The sequence below is a fragment of the Bacillus sp. AF62 genome (assembly GCF_050312695.1).
GTDB lineage: Bacteria > Bacillota > Bacilli > Bacillales > Bacillaceae_G > Bacillus_A > Bacillus_A cereus.
Map to the genome: position 1 here is coordinate 126509 of NZ_JBNPJZ010000041.1, position 19229 is coordinate 145737.

The following is a 19229-nucleotide window of genomic DNA, read 5'->3' on the forward strand; positions in this document are numbered from 1 at the left end:
TTGACATGAGTTTTAGAATGTTGTTTCATAGTCATTGTATTGAAAAAAAACGGCTATCATGTCGAAAAGTAAAAGTTAAAAAAAGAAAGAATTTATACATATATCTTGTGTCTTATTTTGAAACGTAATACAATATATAGAGAAATCAAGAACAACATATAGAGAATATAGATTTGAGAGGGAGGGTCGGAAATGTTAGTTGCATATGATTCTATGACAGGAAACGTGAAGCGTTTCATTCACAAATTAAATATGCCGGCCGTTCAAATTGATGAAGATCTAGTAATAGATGAAGACTTTATTCTTATTACGTATACAACAGGTTTTGGCAATGTACCAGAACGTGTTTTAGACTTTTTAGAGCGCAATAATGAAAAATTAAAAGGCGTATCTGCAAGCGGCAATCGTAACTGGGGAGACATGTTCGGTGCAAGTGCTGACAAGATTTCTACTAAATATGAAGTGCCTATTGTATCAAAATTTGAGTTATCTGGAACAAATAACGATGTAGAATATTTTAAGGAAAGGGTGCGGGAGATTGCGACACATTGAACTGAATAATGAAATCACGCAAATGCAGGACGGTTTTTATCAGCTTCATAAAGATAAAGAGGCATTAGAAGTCTTTATGGAAGAAGCTAGAGAGAATACCGTTCCTTTTAATAGCGTGGCAGAGCGAATGGAGTATATGAAAGAACATGATTACTATTACAACGTTCTGGACGAGTATAGCTTGGAGGAAGTAGAGGAAGTATATAACATCGCTTATGGTGAAAACTTCGAGTTCCAATCTTATATGGCAGCATCTAAGTTCTACAAAGATTATGCGTTAAAAACGAATGATCAAAAACAATACTTAGAAAGCTATGAAGATCGTGTAGCAATTGTTTCATTATACTTAGGACGCGGTGATGTTTCGAAGGCAAGACAATTCGCAAGCATGATTGTAAAACAAAACTACCAACCAGCGACACCAACCTTTTTAAATGCGGGAAGAAGCAGAAGAGGAGAAATGGTGTCTTGTTTCTTGTTAGAGATGGACGATAGCTTAAATTCAATCGGCTTTAACATTAATACTGCGATGCAATTATCGAAAATCGGCGGGGGAGTAGCTTTAAACTTATCTAAGCTACGCGCACGCGGTGAGCAAATTAAAGGTATTGACAACGCTGCAAGTGGCGTAGTACCTGTTATGAAGTTGCTTGAAGATTCGTTTTCATATGCGAATCAGCTTGGTCAACGAAAAGGTGCCGGTGCAGTATATTTAAACATTTTCCATTGGGATATTATTGAATTCCTTGATACAAAAAAAATAAATGCCGATGAGAAGAGCCGTATTCAGTCTCTATCAATCGGAATTATCGTTCCAAGTAAGTTCTTTGAGCTTGCTGAGAAAAACGAACCTTTCCATGTTTTCGCGCCTTATACGGTTTATAAAGAATATGGCAAGCATTTAGATGATATTGACATTGATGAAATGTACGATGAATTAATGAGCAATCCGAAAGTGAAGAAGAAGCCACTAGATATTAGTGCACGTGATATGCTTATTAAAATCGCTATGATTCAGCTTGAGTCTGGTTACCCATACTTAATGTTTAAATCAAATGCAAATAATCAACATCCATTGAAGGATATTGGAACTGTGAAGATGTCGAACTTATGTACAGAAATCTTCCAGCTTCAAGAAACTTCAGAAATAAATGATTACGGTACAGATGACATTATCCGTCGTGATATTAACTGTAACTTAGGATCGTTAAATATCGTAAACGTAATGGAAAATAAAGAAATTCGTGAAGCAGTTCATGCGGGAATGGAAGCTTTAACAGCTGTTTCTGATATGACGATTATTCCGAATGCACCAACTGTGAAAAAAGCAAATGACGAGCTTCATTCAGTTGGACTTGGAGCAATGAACTTACACGGATATTTAGCAAAAAATAAAATCGCTTATGAAAGTGCAGAAGCGAAAGAATTCGCTCGTACATTCTTTATGATGTTAAATTACTATTCTATTGAGAAAAGTATGGAAATCGCTACAGAAAAAGGCGAGACATTTAAAGACTTCGATAAATCTGATTATGCGAATGGCACATACTTCGAAAAGTATGAAACAACAGATTACAGCCCAGTAACTGAAAAAGTTCAGCAACTATTTGAAGGAATTCATATTCCAACAAAAGAAGATTGGACAAGTTTAAAAGAGCAAGTGCAGAAGAATGGTTTATACAACTCATATCGTCTTGCTATCGCTCCAACACAATCAATCAGTTACGTTCAAAATGCAACTTCAAGCGTAATGCCGATCGTAAGTCAAATCGAATCAAGAACATATGCGAACGCGACAACATATTATCCAATGCCGTATTTATCAAAAGATACGTTCTGGTACTATAAATCTTCTTACGATATAAATCAGTTTAAATTAATTGATTTAATCGCAGAAATTCAAGAACATATTGACCAAGGAATTAGTACAATTCTTTACGTTAATAGTGATATTTCAACACGTGAATTAGCACGTTACTACATCTATGCACATAAAAAAGGCTTAAAGAGTCTGTATTATACGAGAACACGTAAATTAAGCGTAGAAGAGTGTGTGGCTTGTACCGTTTAATATAAAAAGTGAGACATGATGAGCAGGGTTTTCTGAACCCTGCTCATGCTTAGTTATCATATTTAGAGAAGGGGCGATTTAATGCGTGCGGTAAACTGGAACAAAAAAGAAGATGATTTTAGTTTAATGTTTTGGAAGCAAAATATCGCTCAGTTTTGGACAGAAGAAGAAATCGCGGTATCTTCTGACAAAAATACTTGGGCACAATTATCAAAAGAAGAGCAGGTTGCTTATAAGCGTGTATTAGGTGGTTTAACACTGTTAGATACGAAACAAGGCGGCGAAGGGATGCCACTTGTACTTGTTCATCTTGAAAATTTACAAGCAAAAAGTGTATTAGCTTTCATGGGAGCTATGGAAGAAGTACATGCGAAGAGTTACAGTCATATCTTTACGACGTTAGCTACTGAAGAAGAAATTGATGATATTTTTGAATGGGTAGATACTCATCCATTACTTGAGAAAAAGGCTGGTATTATTACTGGTTACTATCGTCGTTTGTTAAAGCCTGAAGTAACGAAAAAAGAGTTATACATGGCAATGGTAGCAAGTGTGTTCTTAGAAAGTTATTTATTCTATAGTGGATTCTTCTATCCGCTTTACTTAGCTGGTCAAGGAAAACTAACAGCAAGTGGTGAGATTATTAACTTGATAATTCGTGATGAGTCAATTCACGGCGTATTCGTCGGTATTTTAGCACAACAAATCTTCGCAGAACTTTCTGCAGAAGAGCAACAAGAAGTGCAAAAAGAAACACAAGAGTTATTAATGGAACTATATGAAATTGAAATGGCCTATACAGAAGAAATTTACACTTCTATCGGTCTTGTAGAAGATGTAAATCGTTTCGTTCGTTACAATGCGAATAAAGGGCTTATGAACTTAGGACTTGAGCCGAAGTTTGAAGAAGAAGAAATTAACCCAATCGTTTTAAATGGTTTACGTACAGATACGAAAAACCATGATTTCTTCTCTGTAAAAGGAAATGGTTACGTAAAAGCAACGAACGTTGAAAAGTTAGCTGACGATGACTTCGTGTTTAACTTTTAATATAGGATTATAAAGAAAAGCTGTCTTATTCATTGATAAGACAGCTTTTCTTTATAATTTTGTTTACATAACACTATTATTTCTATATAGAGATTTATGTTTGGAAAGTTCTATTCGGTTAACGGATAGAACTTTTTGTAATTAAATGGGTATTTACAAACTTTTTGTATCAGTGTATTATTTAACTAGTACACCAATACAAAAGGAGGGAAGAAATGAAAATAGAGTTTTCTCCAAATATACCAATTTACATTCAGGTAATGGAATACATAAAAAAAGAGATCGTAACAGGACATTTATTGCCTGGTGATAAAATTCCCTCTGTCCGTGAATTAGCGAGTGAATTACAAGTGAATCCAAATACGATTCAGCGTACATTTCAAGAGCTAGAACGGGATGGAGTTGTTGTAACACGTAGAGGAATGGGACGGTATGTAACGAATGAAGGGGAGAAAATTATGGAGCTGCGAAAAGAGATGGCGAAAGAATTACTTCATTCTTTTATAGATGGAATGGACAATTTAGGTTTTTCAGAAGAAGAAATTCTTACAATTCTTCGTTCTTCATTACATGATAAGAGGGAGGAGAGCCAATGACAGAGCTATTAAAAATAGAAAACTTATGGAAGAGATACGGATTAAAAGCAGTGATCCGTGAATTAAACATAGAGATTACGGAAGGGAAAATCGTTGGGCTTGTTGGAGATAACGGGAGCGGGAAAACGACGTTATTGAAAATGATTGCAGGCTTGCAACACCCTTCTGAAGGTAGTATCACAATAGACGGTAAAAAGGTAGGATTACAGACGAAAGAAATCGTTTCATTCATGTCCGATAAGCCAGTCTTTGATGATTGGATGACTGTAAAAGACGCTTTATTTTTCTACCGGGATTTTTATAAAGACTTCGATATTCAAAAAGCGGTAGATACGATTGCAGAATTTAAAATACCGTTAGAAGAAAAAATTACAGCATTGTCAAAAGGTATGATAGAGAAGCTGCAAATCATTTTAACATTTTCTCGAAAAGCGAAGCTATACGTACTGGATGAGCCATTGGGCGGGATAGATCCTCTTTCTAGAGAACATGTATTGGATCTAATTCTACAGTTCTATAGAGAAGATTGTACGATATTAATTTCCACTCACTTAATAAATGAAATTGAAAATATTTTTGATGAAGTGATCTTTTTAAAAGATGGAGAAATGGTTCTATATGAAAATGTAGAAGAAATTCGTTTTCAGAGAGGAAAAGCAGTTCATGAATTGTTTAAGGAGGTGTTTAGTAAGTGAAGTCAGTACTTTCCTATTTATGGAATGTAAATAAGAAAAGATATATTGTTACTTTTTTATTCTTTGTGCTAATTGAAGCTGTGTTATTTTCACAAATGATTGTAAGAAAAAGTGATGCAGCTATCAGTAGACAAGAGGGTATATTTGGAATCATTATGATTATATTTTTCTTTTATATTGTTTATATGTTTATACAAACAATGAAATCATATTCACGCTTACTAACTAATCCAATGTTACGACTTACAGCAATATCTGGGAAACAATATGTAATTTCTATGCTTATTTTCTCATTTATCGCAATGGCTATATGGTATGGGATATGTGGAATTCTTTTCTACGTAAGTTATATATTAGCTTTTCCTACGGCTTCTGTATATGTAGAGGCAAAAGAGATTATGCAAGTAGGCATAATTAATAATTTAATATATACGATAAGCGATTTATTTGAGTTTTTGTTTAGTGTGTTACAAATCATATTAGTAATTACTCTAGTTAAGTTACTTACGAAAAAGAAAAAGGCGCAAAATATACTAATCGTTATTATTTTTCTAGTAATAAATATAGCGATTACTTTAGCGACAACCTTGCTAGGAAAATTAGCTCCAGCTTTCCAAGTATTGCGAAGAGTAGAATATCATAGTGAAAGCAAGAGTCTGTTTATTAATATGTTTCAAGAAAATGGATTTAACATTTTTAATATAAGTTTCATGGTAATGGTTAGTGCTCTAATAATATATGTAATTGCTTATATTATCGATAAAAAACTAGAAGTCTAAAGGAGGAATCAGCATTGGGAAACGTAGTAGTAAAGTTAGAGAATGTTCGAAAAAGGATTGGTGGAACGGAAATTATTCGTGGTTTATCATTTGAGGTTCGTGAAGGAGAAGTATACGGATTCCTTGGGCCGAACGGTAGCGGTAAGACGACGACGATCCGTATGATGACAGGTCTTATTTCAATGACAGAGGGCGATATTACAATTTGTGGACATAGTATTCGCTCGGAGCGTGAAAAGGCACTAGAGCAAATTGGAGCGATTGTAGAAAATCCTGAACTATATGATTATATGACAGGAATGCAAAACTTAAAGCATTTTGCGAACATGGCCATTACTCCAATTAGTAAAGAGCGCATTGCTGAGATTGTAAAGCTTGTTGAATTAGAGCATGCGATTCATAAAAAGGTGAAAACATATTCACTTGGTATGAAACAACGTTTAGGAATTGCACAAGCATTACTTCATCAGCCGAAAATCTTAATTTTAGATGAGCCGACAAATGGATTAGATCCAGCTGGTATTCGCCAAATTCGTGATTATTTACAACGTTTAGCGAAAGAAGAGAATATTGCTGTAATCGTATCAAGTCACTTATTGAGTGAAATTGAATTAATGTGTGATCGCGTTGTTATTATTAAACAAGGTGAGTTTGTACAAGAGTACAACTTACATGAAAAAGTGAAACATGATGAGGCAGTCGTTGTAGCGTTTGAAGTAGATGAAGTTCAGAAAGCAAATGAAATCATTAAAGGTAAAGCAAAAGGGAATGTAATTGTAGCATCTGTAACAAAAGACAACATTCCGCAACTTGTAAAAAAACTTGTTCATGCTGATGTGCTTGTATACGGAGTTACTGTTCAAAATAAAACGTTAGAGGATGAGTTCTTAGCGATTACTGGGGGAGTGAAAGCGTAATGTTTAAATTAATTCAAAATGAATTTTTAAAGTTGCATGCGAAAAAAGGTATGTATATTTTAATTGGTGTCATTGCGGCACTCGAAATTTTAGGTACTTTAGCAATGTTGAAGTGGGGAAAAGGTGATGAGTTTAAGGGATCATATTTAGATTATGCAAACTCAGAGATTGGCTTAATTGTTTTATTTACAACGATTTTTGGGATTACACTTGCTGCCCGTACTCTTACTGATGAGTTCCAAAAAGGTACAATTAAACAATTGTTAATCCGTCCAAGAAAAAGACTTGCAGTTTTATTTTCTAAATATATTACAGTGTTATTAGCAATGTTATTTATCGTATTAGCTGGTATGCTAATTGCAATGATTATTGGCGGTATTGTAATGGATGGTAGTAAAACAGAATTAACGTTAGGAATCGTAATGAAGTCCACTTTATATCAACTACTTTCACCATTCTTTTTTGCAACACTTGCATTTTTCCTAGCAAATGTCTTTAGAAAGTCTGTATTACCATTAATTATTACGATGTTCCTATTCTTCTTACAAGGTGCAATTAACATGGTATTAATAATGTTTGCAAAAGGTGTAGCGAAGTTTGTAGTATTCAACCATTTGGATTTAAGAGCTTACGATAGTAATAAATTAATCAATGGTGGAATGGAACCAACATTTACAGAATTTACGTTTACAACTTCATTATTACTTGTAGCTGCATACTTTGTTGTGTTACTTGTAGCATCAAGCGCATTATTCCAAAAACGTGACGTATTATAATAAAAGAAATCCCCGCTTGTAAAAACGGGGATTTTTATTACATAAATTTCACTTGGATTGCAACTTGAAGAACAGCGATATGGTATTTTAAGAGCTATGCTGTTTGAAATGATTTGAGAAAAATAGGAAGGATTTCAACTATATTCATATTATAATTTAGTTATCCTGCTATTTATAGGGAAAGGATTGCCTATAAAGTACTGATTAAAGTTTTATTTTATTTTTACTATCTTTGGGGGTGTTCTATATGCACTATGCATTTTCACGTATAAGGCTACGTAGCTTTTTTGGATGGATGATTATAGGGGTGTTCCTTATAATGATACCATTAGGTCTAGCAAATGTTTCTGAGAATACGATGGAGGTTATTTCACAAATAACTGTATTTTTTGTATTTCCGTTACTTTGGCTATACGTAAAAACAAATAAAAATAATATTGTATTTAACAGTTTTTTTGATAAGCCAGGGCGTTTATCTTGGGGATTAATTGTATTAGCAACGATAATGGGGATGATTTTTTCAGTTGGCATATCTCAGATTCAATTTTACATATTAGCACATACGTTACCGAATTTCTTAGTTACTATGCTAGAAGACGGAAATGTTATTAATACGAGTAACGTATATATGACGATATTTACTTTCATTTCAGCATGTGTGTTAGCACCTATTATGGAAGAGGTTATTTTTAGGGGATTTTTCTTACAGCGGATGGCTCATAAATGGGGAATTAAAAAAGCTGTAATTATATCTTCAATTATTTTTGGCCTAGGACATTTTGATGTTATTGGTGCGTTCATGTTTGGTGTCGTTATGTGTCTTTTATACATAAAGACAAAAAATATATGGACGAATATAGCTGTGCACGCTCTAAATAATTTGATTGCAACAAGTATGCAATTTTTCGGTGGAGAAGAAAGTGGTACAATCTCAATTACTGAATTACAAGCGCAAAGTAATTTATGGATTGGTATCGGTCTTACAGTTGTTGGATTACTATGGTTAATTCCGTATGTTTGGAAACAATGGCGTACAGTAAAAGAAGTTGGCGTGCCACCAGTACGTTTTATAAATGAGCAAAAAGTAGTGAATTCATCACAAGAAAATGAAGTGTATAGTCAAGTGATTGTAACCGATAGATTGATGGCCATAGAGTTACCAGATGAGGCTGTAAATAAGCTTCGGTTAGAAGAAAATGATTATGTAACAGTAGCTGTAGAAGAAGATAAAATCGTTATAAAGAAAGCACATAATAGATAATTAAAAAGTAGCTCTTAGGAGCTACTTTTTAATTTGTAATAATTTCTACACGAAAATTATTACCATTCTTTACATATTTAATATCTGTAACAGTGCGGACTGTCTTTAAAATCTCCACTTTTTCACCAATTCGCGGGATGGTCGGAACATTGTCCCAAATACCAAGCAAGTCATCTAATTGTGCCGTTTTTTCATAAAACCAGATTTTCAATGTAAAGCCCCTTTCTCGAATTTTATGTATTTTAATACATAATATATTATTTTTATTCTTATTGTAAGGGGTTTTTTTATAATTTATGAATAAAAATAAATTAATCTTCTGGGAAGATATGTTCTATATCAGGAGTAAGAGATACTTCTGATAATACGATATGAGAAACTGTCGTTGCATATGAAGAAACATCATTGATAAATTCTTCAAGTTCAACGAGTGAAGGAACAGAAATTTTTACAATGTAGCATAAGCTTCCTGTCACTCGGTAACAAAAACTTGCAGATGGATAAGACTGAATAAACTGTTGCATACGTGTTGTATCACCATTTTTTAAAGTGATTTCTAAAATACAATCTAAAACTAGTCCTGCTTTTTTATAGTCGATATCGATTGTATATTTTTGAATAACGCCTTCACTTTCAAGTTTACGAACACGTTCTGCAGTAGACGGAGCAGATAAGTTTACTCGTTTCGCCAATTCACGCATAGAAAGGCGACTATCATTATATAATTCATTTAAAATTTTTCGATCAACACGGTCTAGTTGCATTTGTAAATATACCTCCAGTAAAATAATGATTTTTGTAAAGGAAAAATATAAATTAAGATTCATATGAAATGTAAAGTGAACGTTATTTATTTTACAATAAAACAGAAGGAAATAGGAGGGAAAATGATGGAGAGAATTTCATTATCAAATGTAGGAGATACAAAGTTTCAAAAGTTATTAGGGCATAATTCGGATATATTACACTCGTGGAGTAAGTTAGAAGATACACTGTACAATAAAGGAACTCTTTCAGCAGAGTTGAAGGAGCAAGTGAGAAGAACATTAGCGTATGGGAATGAATGTCCGTACTGTATGGCAAAGGGAAGACCTGATGATGTGCAAAAGGCAGAGGAGATTGGTGTAGCCGTTACTTTTGCGCATACATTTGTTCATAACCGAAAAGCAATAGATGATACTATGTTTCACGTATTAAAACAATATTGGACAGAAAAAGAAATTGTAGAGCTTTGCGCCTATGTTTGCTTTATTACTGCTTCACAACAACTTGGTTTTCTATTTCAATTACAGCCAAATTAAGGGGGAAATGATGACAAATCAAATAGCACTTATCATAATCGATGTACAAAAGGCATTTCAATTACCAGATTGGGGCGAGAGAAATAATATTTTTGCTGAAGAAAACATGAGAATTTTGTTAGAAGAATGGAGAAAAAGGGAACGACCAGTTTTTCATATTCAACATGTAAATAAAGAAAATGCTCAGTCAATGTTTTATGAGAGAGCGGAAACGGTAAACTTTAAAGAAGAAGTGCAACCACTACTTGGTGAAGTGGTTATTCAGAAATTCGTTAACAGCGCGTTCATTGGGACAAATTTAGAAGAGCAATTAAGAAAGAACAAATGTAATGCAGTAGTGGTTGTAGGATTAACGACAAATCATTGCGTGGAAACTACGACACGAATGGCAGGGAATTTAGGATTTACAACATATTTAGTGAGTGATGCAACGGCTACTTTTAACCGTATAGGTTTAGATGGTAAAGAGTATAGTGCAGAAGATATTCACAATATGACACTTGTAAATTTACATGAAGAGTTTGCTACGATTGTGACGACAAAAGAAGTGTTAAAATTATTTTAAGAAAATAATTGCGAATTATGTAGAAAAAAATAAGAATATTTCGTATAATCTAAGTACAATCATTTTGAAAATAGGGGTGGCATCATATGGAGCAAATTTCAGTAAAGAAATTAGAAGAGGTACTTGTTGTAGCAGGGGATGATAAACAGAAGCAAAAGGAATTTTATGAATTGCTCTTATCTACTGAGTTTTATGTTGCTGGTTCACTAGAAGCAGAGGACGGGGCAACAGAAGGAATACTTCGTTTGCGTCATTTCCAAGGAGAAGGTAGATGGATCGTTCCGTTCTTTACACAAATGGAATTTGTAAAAGATGTGTTGCCAGAAGGAACGCCCCTTATTACGATACGTGGGAAAGAGTTATTTGGTAGCATTGAGAAAGATGCTACAGCTGTATTAAATGTTGGCACTGATATAAGTAAAACATTTATTCCAGAAGAAATTGCAGATATCGCATCTGGACGAATTTTTAATTATTATAAGTAAAAGTAAAAGGAAAAGCGTAATCGCTTTTCCTTTTACTTTTTAATTTGAATATGAAGTGGCTATACCAGAAGAAATAGAGACTGTTTTATTATTCGTGTTTATTGTCGCTGTAGCTCCAAGTGGAATACCGATGTTTGGACTTATATGTCCAATTGGTAAATCGAATAGGACAGGTATATGATATGGCGCGAAATATTCATATAATATTGTTTGCAATGATTGAGATGGCTTTGAAGGAGTGCAGTCGTGACAACTTGTGAAAATAACGCCCCTGCATTCATTAAACTTTCCAGATAAAAGTAGCTGATTTAACATACGGTCAATGCGGTACGGTTCTTCACCAATGTCTTCAAGTAATAAAAGTGTATTGTCCGTATTTATCTCGTAGGGCGAGCCAATTATACTTGCTAACACAGCTAAATTTCCTCCAACTAACGTACTTGTAACTGTACTGTGGGAGCTAGGTACGATACATTCTGATGCAGATAAAATGGTTGAATACGGATGGAATAGCTGATTAAAAGAGGATAAAGATAGGGAATCAATACCTTTTCCTAGTTCTTCAATCATCGGACCATGAAATGTTATAAGCTTTGCATAACGTGAAACAGCAGTATGTAAAGCTGTAATATCGCTATATCCCCAAAAGATTTTTGGATTCTGCCTAATAACTTCATATTGAATGTGAGGAAGAAGACGAGCACTTCCATAACCACCTCGTGCACAAAAAATTGCCTTCACTTCATTATTTGTAAATGCTTCATGTATATCGTCAAGCCGAACTTGATCACTTCCGGCTAAAAATCCATATTTCTCGTAAACACTCTTCCCGATTATTACGGATAACCCCATCTCTTGTAATACATTCACACCTTTTAATACATTTTCGATTGTAGGTGGACCAGATGGTGCAATAATCATTACTGTATCACCTTGTTTTAATGCATTTGGATAAATCATTAAGCTCAGCCTCCTTCTCTTTCAATATATTCGCTTCATATGAAGTTCAACCCTTGCAAAAGCAGGGGAAAGCTTATCAAATAAAGAAGATATAAGGGAAATAGGAGGGAAAATGATGTTTACAAGTCGAGTAACAGACATATTAAAAATTGAGTATCCTGTTGTTCAAGCCGGTATGGCAGGCGCGATTACGACGCCAGAACTCGTTGCAGCAGTAAGTAATAGCGGAGGATTAGGGACGCTTGGGGCGGGCTATATGAGCCCAGAACAAATTGGTGAAGCGATTTATAGAATAAGAGAACTAACAGATAAGCCTTTCGGTGTTAATTTACTTGTAACGAAAGAGATACAAATAGAAGAAGAGAAGGTAAATGAGGCGAAAATATTACTAAGCGGAGTGAATAGAGAATTAGGTATAGAAGTAGAAGGAACGTTAAAGCTTCCAAAAAGCTATAAGGAACAATTACAAGTGTTATTAGAAGAAAAAGTACCGGTCGTTAGCTTTGCATTTCAAACGTTAGAAAAAGAAGAAATAGATGACTTAAAAAGAAGTGGAATAAAGGTTATCGGAACAGCTACCCATGTGACAGAAGCAAAAGTACTTGCAGAATTAGGGGTAGATATAATTGTCGGTCAAGGCAGCGAGGCAGGGGGGCATAGAGGAACATTTGTCGGGAAAGAACAAGATGCTATGATTGGTACTTTTGCGTTAATACCTCAGTTAGTAGGGGCTGTTCCGCATATCCCAATTGTCGCAGCAGGTGGTGTAATGAACGGACAAGGGCTTGTTGCGGCATTGGCACTAGGAGCAGAAGGTGTTCAAATGGGATCGGCCTTTTTAACAAGTGAAGAGAGTATTACGCACGATGTGTATAAAGAAGCGGTTTTACATAGTACAGATACGAGCACAACGGTAACTCGTGCGTTTTCCGGGAAATATGCACGGGGTATCCGGAATGAATTTATAGAGAGACATGAAGGAAAAGAAGAAGGGCTTCCGATGTATCCAGTGCAAAACGTATTAACTTCTAAAATACGCCAAGAGGCAGCGAAGCAAAATAAGGAAGAATATATGTCACTTTGGGCAGGACAGGCAGCATCGTTGGCACGAATCGAATCAGCTCAGCATGTAGTGGAGCGAGTTATGAAAGAAGCGGAGAATGCAATCGAGCAATTACAAAATATATACAAAAAGACCACTTGAGTAATTCAAGCGGTCTTTTCATTAGTTTGCTTTATAAAATTGTTGGATGGCTTCGTCGATGTAAACCCAGCCTTTCCAACCTAAGTGCATATGATCTTTTAAGAAGTATTTATCGTATTCATGATTTGAGAAGTCGGCAATTGGATAACCAGCTTTTTCGATTTGCTCATGAACTTTCTTATAGTATGCTTCGCGGCGTTCTTTCGGGAATCCAGCGTAGTCGTACCAAGGACCTTTGACAGGAACAGAAATGAAGAGTGGTTTTGCACCAGATTGTTTTAATAAATCAAGTACAATTTGTAAATCTTCATATTCTGGCGATTGGTCATAAGCATCATTTTTTAAGTAACCTTCACGTTGCTTTAATTTTTTCTTAATTTTGCTATTGAAATAATCATCTTCAATACCGTATTCATTAGATCCAGATTCTACTGCACCTGTTTGATCCGCATGTTTACGAGCCTCTTCCCAGTTCATTTGTTTTAATGAAGGATCAAGCTTTTCTTTGTGCGGTTTAATATTAAACATAGCTGTAAATAAATCTTTACGATCTAAAATGTTACGATAAATATAAGCGAAAGGTTTAGCAGCAAGTGCTTTTACTTTATACTTCGTATCATCATAAGCAATGCCTTCAAGCGAAATTTTTAATAAAGTTTCTTTTTTTACAATCTCAAAGTTTAATAAACGCTTTGCAATTTGTTTTTTCATTTCAGGTTTTAAATCATTGTTGAAAATGAAATGGTAACCTTGTTGCTTTGAAAAGTTAGGTGCAAAGTGCGTTTCATCAATACCTTGTGGTACAAACCATTGCGGAGAAAGAACGAATACCATTTTCTTATCTTTCAATTGATCCATTGTAGATGCGAAGTTTAACACATGTACAAGGTCTTGTGTTCCGCCGCGTCCAAGAAGGAATGGCGTAAATCCTTCAGGCTTTACTTTAAAATAATTAGATGGATGGAAAGCATCCATACGTGCGAATTCCGATGAACCGTACATCGGAAGATATTTTGGATCTGCTAACATCTTTTGCTGTAAAATCATACTTTGAATTTTTTCTTCTTTTAAAGAAGTAGCAGCTTGTTCTACTTTTTCATCACTTAAAAGTGGAAGTAGGAAGCGCGTTGGAATAAGTAAGAATACAGCAAAAAGGGCCAATGCTAAAAGCATCGGACCAAATTTTGCTTTGTTCATCGGATTTCTTCCAACTTTTTAATAACCATGTTTGGTGTAGCCCACTCGTCACGGTCAAAATCAGAAATAGAAACTTCAATATCTAAACGCTCTTGGAATTCAACTAATAAAGATACTACAGCGAAAGAATCAAGGATACCTTCTTCAAATAATTGAACATCTAAGTTTTCTTTCACAATATCGTTTTCACATACTTCTTCTAAAATATCTAATACTTGCTCTTTGAATTCTGCCATTTTTAAAATCTCCTTTATATCCGAAATATATTATATGTGCAACTTCTTAATGGAATAAGAAGGGTGCATTAAAAGTATCTGTTAAGGTGTCCAGAGAAAATTAGGAAACCGAAACATACAACGTGGAACGTAATTACAATCGCAAGGATGCGTGTAAATTTAGTGTTTGGCCAAAACTTATGCTTCTTGTTTTTTCGTTCGAAAATATCGAATAAAATAAACAGTGCGGCATGATATAGACCATAAATAACATACTGCGCAACAGCGCTTCCTTGGATATGCCAAATTCCCATAATGAAAAAGTTTAAAAATGCACCGATATACGAAATTGTGTAACGGTTCTTAATTAACTTTTTCTTCGTTGCAAAAAAGACGAAACGCATGTAAATAAAATCACGGAACCAGAATGATAAACTCATGTGCCAGCGGTTCCAGAAGTCTTTAATATTACGACTAAGGAATGGCTTATTAAAGTTTTCTGGCGTTTTAATTCCCATCATATAACTTACACCAATTACAAAAGAGCTATAACCAGCAAAATCAAAGAATAGATATAAGCTATAGCTATACATGTAAATCATATTTGAAAAGATTGTATCGTGTTGAGCGAATGCTGGATCCATACAATATTGCTTTATTAAGTAAGCAATAATAAATTTATACAAGAAACCTTGGAAAATACGATTTAGTCCTGTATATAGTAAATTTTGATATTCTTCAGCGCTAGGTGGCTTTTGAATATCTTTTTGGAATCTTCGGTAACGATCGATAGGTCCTGTTGAAATCGCAGGGAAGAATAAAACGAATTCCCAGAAGTTAAAGAAAGAAAGCTCTTTAATTAAACCATCGCGAACTTCAAATACCATTTGAACTGCTCTGAATGTTACGTAAGATATACCTAGAAAAACAACAAGTTTTAACTCAGGTAATAACGATGCAAATGGTGCGATTTTTGCCAAAATAAGAGGCAAAATCGATAAAATAACAGCTATGCAAAATGTGAATGTACTATTATTTTGTTTTCTTAAAATTAAATAGCCTTTAATAAGGACATATTGCCAAATAATAAATGCAGCTAACATCATTGCTTGCTTCGGTTTATCCGAGAAGATAATAGCAATCATGACTAATGTTAAAACGGCATTATATTTACGCAACATTTTACCTTTTAATCCAGCTATGATAGTAGGTATTAATAAAATGCCCACTATAGCGAAAAAATAAAATGATCCATATGCGGTCATGCTGTAACCTCACTCAATAATTTTTTGCGATCTACCTTTCCATTTGGTGTCATTGGAATAGAAGATTGATACATGAATTTACGTGGAATCATGTAGTTTGGTAATCGCTCATTGAGTTCTTTTTTGATTGCAGATGTTAATTTGAATTCTTTTTCAAACGAATGCTCCCCAGGAACAACAACCGCTAATAAATAATCGTATTTCTCACCTTTTTTAATTGGAACGATAACTGCTCCTTCTACGTAAGAACACGCACGAAGGTGATGCTCAATTTCTTCTAATTCCATTCGATAACCATGCAGCTTAATTTGGAAATCAAGACGACCATTATAGAATAGAAGACCATTTTCAACATAGCCAGCATCGCCTGTTTTATAGGCACGCTCACCGTCAATCATAGTAAATGCTTTTTCTGTTAATTCAGGGCTTCCTAAATATCCAACGCTTACGCTTGGACCGACAATTACGATTTCACCTTTTTCACCATCAGGTGCAATCGTGCCATCTTCTTTCATAATAAGAAGGCGACAGTCTGATTTACAATAGCCAACTGGAAGTGATTTGTATTGATCAAGCACTTCTTCTGTCACGTGAATACCTGTTACAGCGACAGTAGCTTCTGTTGGACCATACGTATTCATAATTGTTGCTTTCGGGAAACGCTCAATTAATTTTCTAGCTACTTCATTTGGTAACACTTCACCGCAGAATAAGAATGTTTTCATGTTCGGTAGCATATTCTCAGAGAAAGATGCTTCCATTAAACACATTTCAGCGAAAGAAGGTGTGGAAGTCCATACTTGAATATCCGATTGCTCTAAAGAAGCAAACAAGTCTTTTGGACGCGCAATCATATCTTTATCGATTGCCCAAAGTGTACCACCTGTTACTAATGATGGGTAAATATCCATTACAGATAAATCGAATGAGAAAGGTGCTTGGTTTAAGAATACTTGCCCTGTTTGTAAGTTGAAATCTTCTACAGCCCATTTTGTAAAGCTAACAAGGCAGTTATAAGTAATCTGAACCCCTTTCGGATTACCTGTGCTTCCTGATGTGTAAATAATGTAGAAGTTCTCATCACCTTTTACCGCATGTTCAGGATTTGGAGTGTTCCCTTTATGAGTAAAGAAAATATCTTTTAAGTTGTCTTCACTTACGATGCGAACTGGTAAATCAGTTACAGTTACTGCTGTTGCCGATAAAAGTAATTTCGCACCAGAATTTTCAGCAATACGTTGTACACGATCAGCTGGGATAGATAAATCTACAGGAATGTAAGCATGTCCAGCTTTTACACATCCTAAAAAGTTAATAATCATTTCAGGTTGCATATGGCCATACACCATAATTGGTGAACGATCGTCTGGATACTCAGAAGAAATCCAATGTGCTAACGCATCAGAATCTTCCTTTAATTGTTTGTACGTAATTTTCGCATCTCGCCAAACAAAAGCGGTTTGATCAGGCGTTTCTGCAGCCCACTTTTCAATTTGTTCTAATAACTTCATAACGTTCCCACCCTAGAATTCATTGTAAATAAATGTACTTGTGTTTGTATCATGGAATCCATACAACCAAAGTAATGCAAATAAAATTGCAAGATAATAAACCGTCTTTGCAACCCATTGTGTGAGTGGTCGAGACCATATCTCTTTTAATCTTTCCATGTCTTTCCCTCTCTTAATGAAATAATAGCTCTTTGTAGGTATCATGTCCTACATTATTGTGAAAAAAACAAAATCCCACATTTTAGGTAAAAATAAGTCAAAAGGCTCTTTTCTGATATTAGCACTAAATACTAAAAAAGAAAATCCCTAACTTAGCAATTATATTACATTCAGCATGAATTTGTAATGGGTTTGACATGTAAATAGAAAGTGGATTGTGTGAATACATAAAAGTGGACTATAAGAATACGTAAAAATGCAGTATTTGTTTTTATTAATCATTTAAGACGGAGTAAAATTTTAAATTTCTAGTTCTTTTGAAAAGGAGGAAATTATCATGAATAGAGTGTGGAAGAGTCTAATTTCGGAAGAAAATATCGTGAAATGGAGAAGGCATTTTCATAAGTATCCGGAATTATCATTTCATGAAAAAGAAACTTCGCAATTTATATATGATACATTATGCTCATTTTCTTCTTTTGAAGTAACGAGACCGACGAAGTATAGTGTACTAGCAATCAAAAGGGGTGTGAAGCAAGGGAAAGTAATTGCGATTCGAGCTGATATAGATGCTTTGCCAATTCAAGAGGAGACAAGTAAATCTTATACATCTGTGAATAAAGGAATGATGCATGCATGTGGGCACGATGCTCACGCAGCTATATTATTAAGTACTGCAGAGGTGCTTAATAATATGAAGGAAGAGTTTGTAGGAGAAATTCGTCTATTCTTTCAGCATGCAGAAGAAGTATACCCTGGTGGTGGACAAGAAATGGTTGAGGCGGGTGTTATGGACGGTGTTGATTATGTAATAGGTTTACATGTTATGTCTGGCTTGGAAAGTGGGAATGTAGGAATTGTATATGGACCGATGATGGCAGCACCAGACGTATTTACAGTTGAGATCCAAGGCAAAGGAGGGCATGCGGCGCGGCCAGAAGAAACGATTGATCCTATCGCTATCGGAGCGCAGATTATTACAAATCTACAACATATCGTATCTAGAAATACAAGTGCTTTCATGCAAAGAGTCGTTTCAGTTACGCAGTTTCATGGGGGAGTGGCTGACAATAGTATTCCTAGTACAGCAACTTTAATGGGAACTGTTCGTTCATTTAATCAAGCATTGAGGGTGGAAGCAGAAGGGAAAATCGAAAAAATTGTGAAAGGAATTACAGAAGCACATGGAGGATCGTATACATATACGTATCGATATGGATATGATCCGGTTATTAATGATGAATATATTACGAAAATAGTAGAAGAAAGTGCACTACATTTGTTTGGGAATGAGCGTGTTGTGAAGCTTGAACCTTCTATGGGTGGGGAAGATTTTTCAGCATATTTAAGAAAAGCACCCGGTTGTTTCATTAAATTAGGAACAGGTAATGAAAATATATATACTTGTTATCCACATCACCATCCGAAATTTGACGTGGATGAATCAGCATTAATTTGTGGAGTGGAGCTATTTTTAGAGACGACTATAAGATTACTAAAATCATAGAAAAACAAAAAAAGGCAACTGCGCTCTATCGCAGTTGCTTTTATTTCTTTCCGTCAGAGAGGGCTGAGAAAGAACTATGCTCATTTATAGTATATGAATAGCTAACGGACAAGCTTGTACATTTTAATCATTTTTTTAAAAATAGTTGTTGACATTGATAATC

Annotated in this window: 22 protein-coding genes; 14 read left to right on the forward strand and 8 right to left on the reverse strand. The window is 34.8% G+C overall.

The window, feature by feature from the left end; all coding sequences use genetic code 11:
• The first annotated feature begins 192 nt into the window (after nt 1-192).
• The 9 genes from nrdI (at nt 193) to ACQRBL_RS06570 (ending at nt 8697) form a co-directional block, all read left to right on the forward strand.
• On the forward strand, nt 193-552 hold the full coding sequence (gene nrdI / locus ACQRBL_RS06530) for a class Ib ribonucleoside-diphosphate reductase assembly flavoprotein NrdI (RefSeq protein ID WP_000959447.1): 360 nt from the start codon (nt 193-195) through the stop codon (nt 550-552).
• The gene (gene nrdE / locus ACQRBL_RS06535) at nt 539-2623 is read left to right on the forward strand and encodes a class 1b ribonucleoside-diphosphate reductase subunit alpha (RefSeq protein WP_001215838.1); all 2085 of its coding nucleotides are present in this window, start codon (nt 539-541) and stop codon (nt 2621-2623) included. Before nrdI ends, nrdE begins: the two co-directional genes overlap by 14 nt.
• Nucleotides 2624-2704: 81 nt before the next feature.
• Nucleotides 2705-3673, forward strand: coding sequence for a class 1b ribonucleoside-diphosphate reductase subunit beta (gene nrdF, locus ACQRBL_RS06540; RefSeq protein ID WP_001203020.1), 969 nt, complete (start codon nt 2705-2707; stop codon nt 3671-3673).
• A 215-nt stretch (nt 3674-3888) separates the two neighbouring features.
• The gene (locus ACQRBL_RS06545) at nt 3889-4269 is read left to right on the forward strand and encodes a GntR family transcriptional regulator (protein WP_000687503.1); all 381 of its coding nucleotides are present in this window, start codon (nt 3889-3891) and stop codon (nt 4267-4269) included.
• A complete protein-coding gene (locus tag ACQRBL_RS06550; RefSeq protein ID WP_000137747.1) occupies nt 4266-4964 on the forward strand; it encodes an ABC transporter ATP-binding protein in 699 nt (232 codons plus the stop codon). Before ACQRBL_RS06545 ends, ACQRBL_RS06550 begins: the two co-directional genes overlap by 4 nt.
• Complete coding sequence (locus ACQRBL_RS06555; protein ID WP_411995800.1) at nt 4961-5743, forward strand: ABC transporter permease; 783 nt, start codon at nt 4961-4963, stop codon at nt 5741-5743. Before ACQRBL_RS06550 ends, ACQRBL_RS06555 begins: the two co-directional genes overlap by 4 nt.
• Before the next feature lie 14 nt (nt 5744-5757).
• A complete protein-coding gene (locus ACQRBL_RS06560) occupies nt 5758-6660 on the forward strand; it encodes an ABC transporter ATP-binding protein (protein ID WP_000528820.1) in 903 nt (300 codons plus the stop codon).
• A complete protein-coding gene (locus ACQRBL_RS06565; RefSeq protein WP_000475427.1) occupies nt 6660-7436 on the forward strand; it encodes an ABC transporter permease in 777 nt (258 codons plus the stop codon). Before ACQRBL_RS06560 ends, ACQRBL_RS06565 begins: the two co-directional genes overlap by 1 nt.
• 247 nt (nt 7437-7683) lie before the next feature.
• Nucleotides 7684-8697 (forward strand): CPBP family intramembrane glutamic endopeptidase, encoded by a 1014-nt coding sequence (locus tag ACQRBL_RS06570; protein WP_000558808.1) that lies wholly within the window; start codon nt 7684-7686, stop codon nt 8695-8697.
• A gap of 28 nt (nt 8698-8725) precedes the next feature.
• Here the strand turns inward: ACQRBL_RS06570 and ACQRBL_RS06575 are convergent, their stop codons facing one another.
• Together ACQRBL_RS06575 and ACQRBL_RS06580 are read right to left on the reverse strand one after the other, a co-directional pair.
• Nucleotides 8726-8908: a DUF3913 family protein gene (locus ACQRBL_RS06575; RefSeq protein WP_000707107.1), complete on the reverse strand. Its 183-nt coding sequence runs from the start codon at nt 8906-8908 to the stop codon at nt 8726-8728.
• A 100-nt stretch (nt 8909-9008) separates the two neighbouring features.
• Nucleotides 9009-9461, reverse strand: coding sequence for an Lrp/AsnC family transcriptional regulator (locus ACQRBL_RS06580; protein WP_001175498.1), 453 nt, complete (start codon nt 9459-9461; stop codon nt 9009-9011).
• A gap of 123 nt (nt 9462-9584) precedes the next feature.
• Between ACQRBL_RS06580 and ACQRBL_RS06585 the strand changes: the two genes are divergently transcribed.
• The 3 genes from ACQRBL_RS06585 to ACQRBL_RS06595 all read left to right on the forward strand — a co-directional run bounded on the left by ACQRBL_RS06585 (nt 9585) and on the right by ACQRBL_RS06595 (nt 11048).
• Entirely contained in the window at nt 9585-9998 is a 414-nt protein-coding gene (locus ACQRBL_RS06585) for a carboxymuconolactone decarboxylase family protein (RefSeq protein ID WP_012593181.1), read from the forward strand.
• A 10-nt stretch (nt 9999-10008) separates the two neighbouring features.
• Entirely contained in the window at nt 10009-10563 is a 555-nt protein-coding gene (locus tag ACQRBL_RS06590; protein ID WP_000184429.1) for a cysteine hydrolase family protein, read from the forward strand.
• An 86-nt stretch (nt 10564-10649) separates the two neighbouring features.
• Nucleotides 10650-11048, forward strand: a complete 399-nt coding sequence (locus ACQRBL_RS06595; protein ID WP_000435265.1) for an SseB family protein — start codon at nt 10650-10652, stop codon at nt 11046-11048.
• Between the two features lie 39 nt (nt 11049-11087).
• Here the strand turns inward: ACQRBL_RS06595 and ACQRBL_RS06600 are convergent, their stop codons facing one another.
• Nucleotides 11088-12008: a S66 peptidase family protein gene (locus ACQRBL_RS06600; protein WP_000640064.1), complete on the reverse strand. Its 921-nt coding sequence runs from the start codon at nt 12006-12008 to the stop codon at nt 11088-11090.
• 115 nt (nt 12009-12123) lie between these two features.
• Here ACQRBL_RS06600 and ACQRBL_RS06605 point away from each other — a divergent pair, with 115 nt between their 5' ends.
• Nucleotides 12124-13212, forward strand: coding sequence for an NAD(P)H-dependent flavin oxidoreductase (locus ACQRBL_RS06605; RefSeq protein ID WP_000495274.1), 1089 nt, complete (start codon nt 12124-12126; stop codon nt 13210-13212).
• A gap of 21 nt (nt 13213-13233) precedes the next feature.
• On the opposite strand, the gene dltD is transcribed toward ACQRBL_RS06605, so the two are convergent.
• From dltD to ACQRBL_RS06630, 5 genes are all read right to left on the reverse strand, one after another.
• Complete coding sequence (gene dltD / locus ACQRBL_RS06610) at nt 13234-14409, reverse strand: D-alanyl-lipoteichoic acid biosynthesis protein DltD (protein ID WP_001030272.1); 1176 nt, start codon at nt 14407-14409, stop codon at nt 13234-13236.
• On the reverse strand, nt 14406-14645 hold the full coding sequence (gene dltC, locus ACQRBL_RS06615; RefSeq protein WP_000807310.1) for a D-alanine--poly(phosphoribitol) ligase subunit DltC: 240 nt from the start codon (nt 14643-14645) through the stop codon (nt 14406-14408). Before dltC ends, dltD begins: the two co-directional genes overlap by 4 nt.
• A 68-nt stretch (nt 14646-14713) precedes the next feature.
• On the reverse strand, nt 14714-15889 hold the full coding sequence (gene dltB / locus ACQRBL_RS06620; protein ID WP_411995799.1) for a D-alanyl-lipoteichoic acid biosynthesis protein DltB: 1176 nt from the start codon (nt 15887-15889) through the stop codon (nt 14714-14716).
• Nucleotides 15886-17400, reverse strand: a complete 1515-nt coding sequence (gene dltA, locus ACQRBL_RS06625) for a D-alanine--poly(phosphoribitol) ligase subunit DltA (protein WP_000770502.1) — start codon at nt 17398-17400, stop codon at nt 15886-15888. The genes dltB and dltA overlap by 4 nt, the downstream gene beginning before the upstream one ends.
• Before the next feature lie 12 nt (nt 17401-17412).
• Nucleotides 17413-17559, reverse strand: a complete 147-nt coding sequence (locus ACQRBL_RS06630) for a teichoic acid D-Ala incorporation-associated protein DltX (protein ID WP_000440293.1) — start codon at nt 17557-17559, stop codon at nt 17413-17415.
• Nucleotides 17560-17896: 337 nt separating this feature from the next.
• On the opposite strand from ACQRBL_RS06630, the gene ACQRBL_RS06635 reads away from it, so the two are divergent.
• Entirely contained in the window at nt 17897-19066 is a 1170-nt protein-coding gene (locus ACQRBL_RS06635; RefSeq protein WP_411995798.1) for an amidohydrolase, read from the forward strand.
• The last annotated feature ends 163 nt before the right edge of the window (nt 19067-19229 follow it).

Coding starts and splice junctions, on each gene's coding strand:
- dltB (WP_411995799.1), bottom strand. CDS start 15,889: ATGACCGCATATGGATCATTTTATTTTTTCGCTATAGTGGGCATTTTA.
- ACQRBL_RS06565 (WP_000475427.1), top strand. CDS start 6,660: ATGTTTAAATTAATTCAAAATGAATTTTTAAAGTTGCATGCGAAAAAA.
- ACQRBL_RS06550 (WP_000137747.1), top strand. CDS start 4,266: ATGACAGAGCTATTAAAAATAGAAAACTTATGGAAGAGATACGGATTA.
- ACQRBL_RS06630 (WP_000440293.1), bottom strand. CDS start 17,559: ATGGAAAGATTAAAAGAGATATGGTCTCGACCACTCACACAATGGGTT.
- dltA (WP_000770502.1), bottom strand. CDS start 17,400: ATGAAGTTATTAGAACAAATTGAAAAGTGGGCTGCAGAAACGCCTGAT.
- ACQRBL_RS06635 (WP_411995798.1), top strand. CDS start 17,897: ATGAATAGAGTGTGGAAGAGTCTAATTTCGGAAGAAAATATCGTGAAA.
- ACQRBL_RS06590 (WP_000184429.1), top strand. CDS start 10,009: ATGACAAATCAAATAGCACTTATCATAATCGATGTACAAAAGGCATTT.
- ACQRBL_RS06600 (WP_000640064.1), bottom strand. CDS start 12,008: ATGATTTATCCAAATGCATTAAAACAAGGTGATACAGTAATGATTATT.
- ACQRBL_RS06545 (WP_000687503.1), top strand. CDS start 3,889: ATGAAAATAGAGTTTTCTCCAAATATACCAATTTACATTCAGGTAATG.
- ACQRBL_RS06605 (WP_000495274.1), top strand. CDS start 12,124: ATGTTTACAAGTCGAGTAACAGACATATTAAAAATTGAGTATCCTGTT.
- ACQRBL_RS06585 (WP_012593181.1), top strand. CDS start 9,585: ATGATGGAGAGAATTTCATTATCAAATGTAGGAGATACAAAGTTTCAA.
- dltD (WP_001030272.1), bottom strand. CDS start 14,409: ATGAACAAAGCAAAATTTGGTCCGATGCTTTTAGCATTGGCCCTTTTT.
- dltC (WP_000807310.1), bottom strand. CDS start 14,645: ATGGCAGAATTCAAAGAGCAAGTATTAGATATTTTAGAAGAAGTATGT.
- ACQRBL_RS06580 (WP_001175498.1), bottom strand. CDS start 9,461: ATGCAACTAGACCGTGTTGATCGAAAAATTTTAAATGAATTATATAAT.
- ACQRBL_RS06595 (WP_000435265.1), top strand. CDS start 10,650: ATGGAGCAAATTTCAGTAAAGAAATTAGAAGAGGTACTTGTTGTAGCA.
- nrdI (WP_000959447.1), top strand. CDS start 193: ATGTTAGTTGCATATGATTCTATGACAGGAAACGTGAAGCGTTTCATT.
- nrdF (WP_001203020.1), top strand. CDS start 2,705: ATGCGTGCGGTAAACTGGAACAAAAAAGAAGATGATTTTAGTTTAATG.
- ACQRBL_RS06570 (WP_000558808.1), top strand. CDS start 7,684: ATGCACTATGCATTTTCACGTATAAGGCTACGTAGCTTTTTTGGATGG.